The 7,757-nt window shown below is 67.8% G+C and carries 6 protein-coding genes; all 6 read left to right on the top strand.

Features of this window, described 5'->3' with window-relative positions; translation table 11 throughout:
• Nucleotides 1-2,369, top strand: a 2,369-nt coding sequence (locus ABZ924_RS31280) for an amino acid adenylation domain-containing protein (protein WP_361917228.1), incomplete at its 5' end; no start/stop codon positions are given.
• A complete protein-coding gene (ccrA, locus tag ABZ924_RS31275; RefSeq protein ID WP_361917225.1) occupies nucleotides 2,366-3,598 on the top strand; it encodes a crotonyl-CoA carboxylase/reductase in 1,233 nt (410 codons plus the stop codon). The genes ABZ924_RS31280 and ccrA, both read left to right, overlap by 4 nt.
• Nucleotides 3,599-3,629: 31 nt before the next feature.
• Nucleotides 3,630-4,085: a cobalamin-dependent protein gene (locus ABZ924_RS31270; RefSeq protein ID WP_361917222.1), complete on the top strand. Its 456-nt coding sequence runs from the start codon at nucleotides 3,630-3,632 to the stop codon at nucleotides 4,083-4,085.
• Entirely contained in the window at nucleotides 4,082-5,446 is a 1,365-nt protein-coding gene (locus tag ABZ924_RS31265; protein WP_361917219.1) for a methylaspartate mutase, read from the top strand. Before ABZ924_RS31270 ends, ABZ924_RS31265 begins: the two co-directional genes overlap by 4 nt.
• A complete protein-coding gene (locus ABZ924_RS31260) occupies nucleotides 5,443-6,459 on the top strand; it encodes an asparagine synthetase A (protein ID WP_361917216.1) in 1,017 nt (338 codons plus the stop codon). Before ABZ924_RS31265 ends, ABZ924_RS31260 begins: the two co-directional genes overlap by 4 nt.
• The gene (locus ABZ924_RS31255) at nucleotides 6,456-7,730 is read left to right on the top strand and encodes a glutamate synthase-related protein (RefSeq protein WP_361917213.1); all 1,275 of its coding nucleotides are present in this window, start codon (nucleotides 6,456-6,458) and stop codon (nucleotides 7,728-7,730) included. The genes ABZ924_RS31260 and ABZ924_RS31255 overlap by 4 nt, the downstream gene beginning before the upstream one ends.
• Nucleotides 7,731-7,757: the final 27 nt, after the last annotated feature.

Here is a 7,757-nt window from a genome sequence, read left to right as displayed (position 1 = left end):
ACGTCCCACTCGACCCCCAATACCCGGCCGAGCGACTCGCCTTCATGCTCGCCGACACCGCCGCCCCCGTCCTCCTCACCCAAAGCAGCCTCCGCCCCCAACTCCCCGCCCACAACGCCCAAACGGTATACACCGACACCGACACCATCACCGGCTTCCCCGACACCAACCCGGACCACCACACCACCCCCGACCACCTCGCCTACGTCATCTACACCTCCGGCTCGACCGGCACCCCCAAAGGCGTCATGATCCAGCACCGCTCACTCAGTGCCCGGTGTTGGGGTATGCGGCTGCACTACGGGCTCGGACAGGGCGACGCGTTTCTTCAGTTCGCCTCGATGACGTTCGACGTGGGTGCGGAAAACGTCTTCACGACGCTGCTGGCGGGCGGACAGCTGGTGCTGCGGGCTCCGGAGTGGACGCCGGAGGAGCTGGCCGAGATCATCACGGACCGGGACATCACTGCTACGAATCTGCCTCCGGCGGTGTGGGAGCAGATGCTCCCACACCTCGATCCTTCGAAGATGGCCTCGCTGCGTCGGCTGGTCCTCGGGGGCGAAGCGCTCTCCGCGCCGCTCGTGTCCCAGTGGTTCGAGCGGTTCTCGGTTCCGCTCGTCAATGCCTACGGACCGACGGAGACCACGGTCACCGCGACGACGGCGGTGATCGCGTCTGCGGAGGCCGTTGTGCCGATCGGCCGTCCCGTCGCGAACACCGAGGTCTTCGTGGTGGACGGAGCCGGCAGGCTGCTGCCCGTGGGCGTGCCCGGGGAGCTGCTGGTGGGTGGAGTCGGTGTGGGGCGCGGATACCTGAACCGGCCGGAGCTCACCGCCGAGAAGTTCGTCGAGGTGGAGATCGGCGGAAGGGTCCGCCGGGTGTATCGCACCGGTGATCTGGTCCGCTGGCTGCCCAGCGGAAACCTGGAGTTCCTCGGCCGGATCGACACCCAGGTCCAGGTACGCGGCTTCCGCGTCGAACCGGGCGAGATCGAGGCGCGGTTGGCGGCGCACGAGGACGTGGCGTCGGCGGTGGTCGACGTCCGGGAGGCCTCTCCGGGGGACAAACGCCTCACGGCCTACGTAGTGCCGCGACCCGGAGCGCGGCCCGGAGCGTCGGCGTTGCGCCGATGGTGTGCCGACAGCCTGCCCGAGTTCATGGTGCCCGCGGCCTTCATGGTGCTGAGCGAACTGCCCCTCACGACCCATGGCAAGGTGGACCGCCGGGCCCTGCCCGCTCCCGATGGCGACCGGCCCGACCTCGCCACCTCGTACACGGCGCCGCGGGACGAAGCCGAAGCGACCATCGCCGGCATCTGGGCCCGGGCACTCGGCGTCGACCGGGTCGGCATCCACGACAACTTCTTCGACCTCGGCGGACACTCCCTCCTCGCCACCCGGGTCGTGGTCGAAGCCCGTACACGGGGCTTCCACCTGCTGCCCAAGGACATTCTGAAGACTCCGACGGTCGCCGGCCTCGCCACCGTCCTGCGCCAGCCCGGGGAGGCGGCCCGGGCCATATCGGCGCCCGATCCGTCCGCGCCGGAGATCGTGCGTCTGAACACCCACGTGCCCGGCCGTCCGACGCTGTTCTGCGTCCACGAGATCGGTGGCGGCACGAGTGCCTACGCCCATCTGGCCCATCGGCTCGACGGGCGGGTGAACGTGCTCGGCATAGACGTGCCGGCGGACGGGACCGCTGTGGAGAGAAGCATCACCGAGCAGGCCACGCGCTACCTGGCAGCCATGCGTGAGCTCGACCCGAACGGACCGTACTTCTTGACGGGTTGGTCGTTCGGAGGGCTCGTGGCGATGGAGCTGGCGCGGCAGGCCCAGGCATCGAACCTGGAAGTCGGTATGCTCGCCGTGATCGATTCCGTACTTCCGTCGGAGCAGGTGCAGAAGCGGACCATCGAGGACGCCGAAGCCATCGACGATCTACTCGCAGACATCGACGGCCTGCGGAGCACCGACGAGCCGAACGGGATCAGGCCGGACGCGATGGGCGTCCTGCGAGCGGCCGGGGTGAGCGACGACATCCTGCTGCTGGGTCCCGCAGCCGTGGAATCCCATCTCAGAATCAGGAAATTCCAGCTGCAGGCCATGGCCTCGTTCGTGCCGCTTCCCGTGAACTGCGACCTTCGGCTGTACACCGCCCGCGACAACCAGTGGACGGATTCCCTGGAAGCCGTCTGGAGCCCCTTCGTCAACACGATCGAAGTGTCGGACCTGGCGGGAGACCACTACACGGTCATGCGGCTCCCGAGCATTGGCCTGATAGCCGATGACATCGTTCGGCACATGGCGAGCTCCGGGACCAGCCGCCTGTCATCCGAACCCTCACCATTCGAGAACGGGAGATTGCAGTGAACTCCTCGAGCACCAGCACTCTGTACGAGATCGGAGATCTGCCCCCGCTCGGTACCGTTCCCCGCTCCATGTACGCCTCGGTGATTCGTCCCGAGCGGTACGGCGATCCGGAAACTGCTTTCCGGACTGAAGTCGTCGACACCCCCGAGGTTCCGCCGGGATTCGTTCTGGTCGCGGTCATGGCCGCCGGAATCAATTACAACAATGTCTGGGCCGCCAAGGGCAAGCCCGTCGACGTCGTCGCGATGCGCCAGAGACAAGGGAGCGACGAGCCGTTTCACATCGGCGGTTCGGAGGGTTCCGGCATCGTCTGGAAGGTCGGAGCCGGCGTACGACGGGTCACGGTGGGGGACGAGGTCGTGCTCTCCGGCTGCCGGTGGGACGAGGACGACCCCGATGTCCGGCTGGGCATCGACCCCATGCTCGCGGCGTCACAGCAGGTGTGGGGCTACGAGCTGAACTGGGGGTCGTTCGCCCAGTTCACGCTGGTGGCAGAGTTCCAGTGCCTGCCCAAGCCCGCCCGCCTCGACTGGGCCGAAGCTGCGGGGTACCTACTCACCGGCGCCACCGCGTACCGGCAGCTCAACGGCTGGCCGCCCAACACGGTGCAGCCCGGGGACGCCGTTCTCATCTGGGGCGGGTCCGGTGGGCTCGGCTCGATGGCCATCTCCCTCACTCTCCAGATGGGAGGAAAGCCCATTGCCGTGGTGTCCTCTCCGGAGAAGGCCAAGTACTGCCTGGAGTTGGGCGCCGCCGGAGTCATCGACCGCACCGAATTCCAGCATTGGGGACACCGTCCACCGACCGGCACCGATGAACACAAGCGGTGGGCTGCGGACCTGCGGGCCTTCGGGCGGGAGATCTGGAATATCCTTGGCGAGAAGGTGTCTCCCAAGATAGTGTTCGAACATCCTGGCAGCGACACCATACCGACGTCAGTTTTCGTGTGTGCCCCGGGCGGGATGATCGTGATCTGCGGCGCCACGTCCGGCTTCGATGTCGACGTCGACCTCAGATATCTCTGGATGCGGCAGAAACGGCTCCAGGGCTCTCATTTCGCCAATCCGCGAGAGTGCCAGGCCGTGACACGTCTGGTCGACATGGGACTTCTGCCTCCCCATCTCGGCCATACCTACAGGTTCGACCAGATCGGCCAGGCTCATCAGCACCTCATGGAAGGTGTGCAGGCACCGGGCAATGTCGCCGCGTTGGTCGGTGCAAGCAATTAGTTCAGGTAAAGCCGTTCGATGGGAAACGACTGTGGAAGTTCAGTTCGACGCGTATCCAGCCGACATCGTGGGCCTGGACGTCGTGGTCACCAGCGTGGCTTCGGACGCTCACACGTGGAATCTGGTCTACCTGCAGCTCCTCCTCGAAGAGCTCGGGCACCGGGTGACCAACCTCGGTGCGTGTGTGCCCGACCAGCTGATGGTCGACGAATGTCGGGCCCGGCGTCCCGATCTGATCGTGATCTCCACGGTCAACGGACACGGCTTCGTCGACGGCAAGCGCGTGGTGAGGCTGCTGCGCCGCTGCCCCGAACTGCACACCACCCCCCTCGTCATCGGAGGCAAGCTCGGCATCGCCGGCGGAGAACCAGGGAGCGTCTCCGTGGAGTTGCTCGAGGCCGGAGTCGATGCGGTCTTCGAGGGAAACTCCGCGATCGTCGGCTTCCGTGACTTCGTCCAGTCACTGCCGTCCGGGGTGAGGCAGTGAGCGAGGGCCATCACGCACGGCCCCTGCCGCACCTGGGTGGCCGGCCTGGCACCGGGCCGTCGACCGGGTCCTTCGGGTCGTTCGTCCGCGCCGCCCAGCGCGCCGGTCATCTGGTGGTCCAGCCGCGGATGGGAATGAGCGACCCACAGCTGATGCGCTCCGGACTGCGAGCCACCCGGCAGGCCGAGGCGATCACGGTGGGCACGATCACGCTGGACAGCTACACCCGCCTGGACTCGCACGACTTTGCTCGTCGCGCGCTGGCCGAGGGTGTCGCGCTCAACGGCTACCCCATCGTGGCCCACGGCACCGCGACCACGCTCGGCGTCATCGAAGGGATCGCCGGCCCGGACTTCCCCGTCCAGGTCCGGCACGGTTCGCCTTCCCCCTACGCGATCTTCGAAGCCCTGACCGCTGCGGGACTGACCACCACAGAGGGTGGCCCGGTCTCCTACTGCCTGCCGTACAGCCGCCATCCGTTGGAGCAGTCCGTGGCGGACTGGGCGCGCTGCTGCGAGATGTTCGCGCGCCTCCAGGAGACGGGCGCCGAGCCGCATTTGGAGACGTTCGGCGGCTGCATGATGGGCCAGTTGTGCCCGCCCGGTCTGCTGGTCGCCCTGGCGGTGCTGGAGGCGCTCTTCTTCAAGCAGCACGGGCTGCGCAGCGTCTCGCTGAGCTATGCGCAGCAGCCGAATGCCGCGCAGGACGAGGAAGCCATCGGCGCCCTGGCCACGATCGCTGGAGAGCTGCTGGGCCCCATGGACTGGCACATCGTCCTCTACGCGTACATGGGCGTCTTCCCGCGTACGTCGGCCGGGGCCGCGCTTCTCCTGGAGGACGCCGCTCGGCTGGCGGTGCGGACCGGTGCGGCCCGGCTCATCGTCAAGACCGCCGCCGAGGCGCATCGGATTCCGAGCATCGCGGAGAACGTCGCAGCCCTGGAGCTCGCCGCGCGAGCCGCCTCGCGTGAACCGGCCGTGCGCACCGCTTCCGGCGGTGAGAACACCGGCATCCTCGACGAGGCGCGGACGATCATCGACGCCGTGCTCGCTCTCGACCGTTCCGTCAGCAAGGCACTGATCCAGGCGTTCGCGACGGGGCTGCTGGACGTTCCGTACTGTCTGCATCCGGACAACGCCGGGCGCACGCGCAGCTACTTGGACGGCGAGGGACGGCTGCACTGGTGCGACGTCGGCTCGATGCCGGTACGCCGAACCGTTGACGGCCGAGCCCGGCTCTCGTCCGCCGACCTGCTCAGCTCCCTGTCCTTCGCCGAGCGCACCTACGACCAGATCGCTCTGGCCGGCGCGGCGTTCTCCCGAGTCACTCGAACCCGACACGAGAAGGAATCCGTCTCATGACGAACGTTCCGGAGTCCGTGCAGCTCGCACAGCCGCTGCCGTCCCCCGGTCAGCTCCGGCAGCACCTCACCTCGGACGCCACCAGGGCCGTGCTGGCCGTCCAGCGGCACATGCTGGTCGTGGCCCGTGAACACCTCACGGAGGCCGGGTTCGTGGAAATGCTGCCGCCGATCATCGGACCGGTGACCGACCCGGGGACCCGTGGCTCGAAGCAGGTGGACGTGGACTTCTACGGTCACCGGTACAAGCTGATGACCAGTGCGATTCTCTACAAGCAGGCCTCCCTGCTGACCCACGACAAGATCTTCTGCATAGCGCCCAACATCCGCCTGGAGCCGCTGGAAACCACCAACACCAGCCGTCACCTGGCCGAGTTCCACCAGATCGACGTCGAGATGGCCGGTGCCTCGCGCAAGGAAATCAGCGTGGTTCTGGAGGAGTTGGTCCGGCAGATCGTGCGACGTGTGGTCGTCGATCTGCCGGCGGAGCTGGAGGTACTGGGTCGTGACCCCTCGGCCTTCGAAGCGTTGGTGACACAGGCGTTCGCGTCCATGACGCATGCTCAGGCATTGGAACGGCTACGGGAACTGGGCCATGTGCAGAGCACGGACACCGAGATCGAATGGTCGGGTGAGGCTCTGCTCTCCCGCCACCTGGACCGACCGGTGTTCGTCACCGACTATCCGAAGGGGTCACGCGGCTTCTACGACCGTGAGAGCCAGACCGAGCCGGGCGTGCTGCGCAACTTCGACCTGCTCGCTCCAGAGGGGTTCGGTGAGCTGTGCAGCGGCAGCGAGCGCGAGTACGAGTACACGCGCATCGTCAGCCGTATCCGGGAGACCGGCGAGAACCCGGCCAAGTACGGCTGGTATCTGGACCTGCTGCGCGACGGCATCCCCGCCAGCGCGGGTTTCGGCATCGGCCTGGAGCGGTTCACCCGCTACATCGCCGGGCTGGACGGTGTCTGGCAGGCGTCCGCGTTCCCGAAGGTGCCCGGAGTGGTGTCGCCGTGAACGATCTGCACGCACACGACTTCGGCGAGGAAGCGGTCCGACGGCGCGCTCGCGAGGGCATGGCCGCGGCCTTCCCCGACCGGCGGGACTACGGGCAGCTCCTCTTCGGTTCGGCCCCGGTGCCCGCCGACACCGGCGATCCCCTGGACGGCATGCGGCTGACTCCGCCCGTGTTCATGCCGCAACGCCTGGAGAAGCTGCTCGAACTCGGCCGCGAACCCCTGCACAGCGACGTGGTGCTGGACACGGCGATCGGTGGACTGCGCTCCACGCTGCCGCTCTACGTGTCCGCCTTCGGATCGACCAGGGCAGCCGGCACGGAGCAGGTGCTGAACGCCGGCCGACAGGCCGGCCGTCTGGGCATCCCCATGACCATCGGCGAAAACGTCGTGCCCATGACGGGCTACGGCAGGGCCGGTGAGCAGACCCGTCGCACCGTCCTCGACCGGCTCGCCGCTTACCAGGAGGAACTGCCGGATGGGTACGGCGGGCTGGTCATCCAGCAGAGCACCGAGGACGCCGACGCCGAGGTGTGGAACCTCGTCTACAGCGACCCGTCCGCCAGGCCGCTGCTGGACAGCGGGCGGCTGGCGTTCGAGCTCAAGGTCGGTCAGGGGGCCAAGCCCGGCCTCGGCGGGATGACCTTGCTGAACCGCTCGGCCGCCGCGCAGGTGGACAAGCAGTTCGCGATGGACGAGATCTTCGGCAGGGACGCCGATGAGATCCTACGGTCGGGCAGCCCGGGGACCTTCACGGAGGAGATCCTGCGCCAGCAGGTCCGACTCATGCGCAACAACTTCCCCCGGGCGAAGGCGTGGGTGAAGCTGCATCCGGGGCGGGACATCGCGCACGCCGCGGCCACCGCCTGGGAAGCGGGCGCCGACGCCGTCATCCTCGACGGGGCGGAGGGCGGTACCGGCTGGGCCCCCCTCGCCACGATCGGCCAGGTCGGACTGCCGCTGGGCGAGTGCCTGGTCCGGATCGGGAACCGTGATGCGTGCCTGCTCGCCTCCGGTCGGATGTGGGAGGGCAGCCGAGCCGTCAAGTGCCTTGCGCTGGGTGCCACCGCCGTCGGACTCGGGCGCGCGGCGCTCATCGCCGTCGATGAGGATCCGGCCGCGGGGCTGACCCGTCTGGTGTCCTGCCTGGCCTTCGAACTGCGCGTGCTGATCAGCGCGTTGGGCAAGTACGCCCCCGCTTCCCTGGGGCACGAGGACCTGTGGCCCGTGCCCGCCGTCGATGGCGGCTCCCGCAATCAGTTGACCGGCTGAACCTTGGGAAGACTTCGATGACTACAT

Origin of the sequence: Streptomyces sp. NPDC046876 (genome assembly GCF_040645035.1) — a bacterium.
Classification (GTDB): domain Bacteria; phylum Actinomycetota; class Actinomycetes; order Streptomycetales; family Streptomycetaceae; genus Streptomyces.
This window is presented reverse-complemented; position numbering and strand designations above follow the sequence as displayed.

Excerpts from the sequence above, each read along its gene's own strand:
- ABZ924_RS31260 (WP_361917216.1), top strand. The coding sequence starts at position 5,443 with ATGACGAACGTTCCGGAGTCCGTGCAGCTCGCACAGCCGCTGCCGTCC.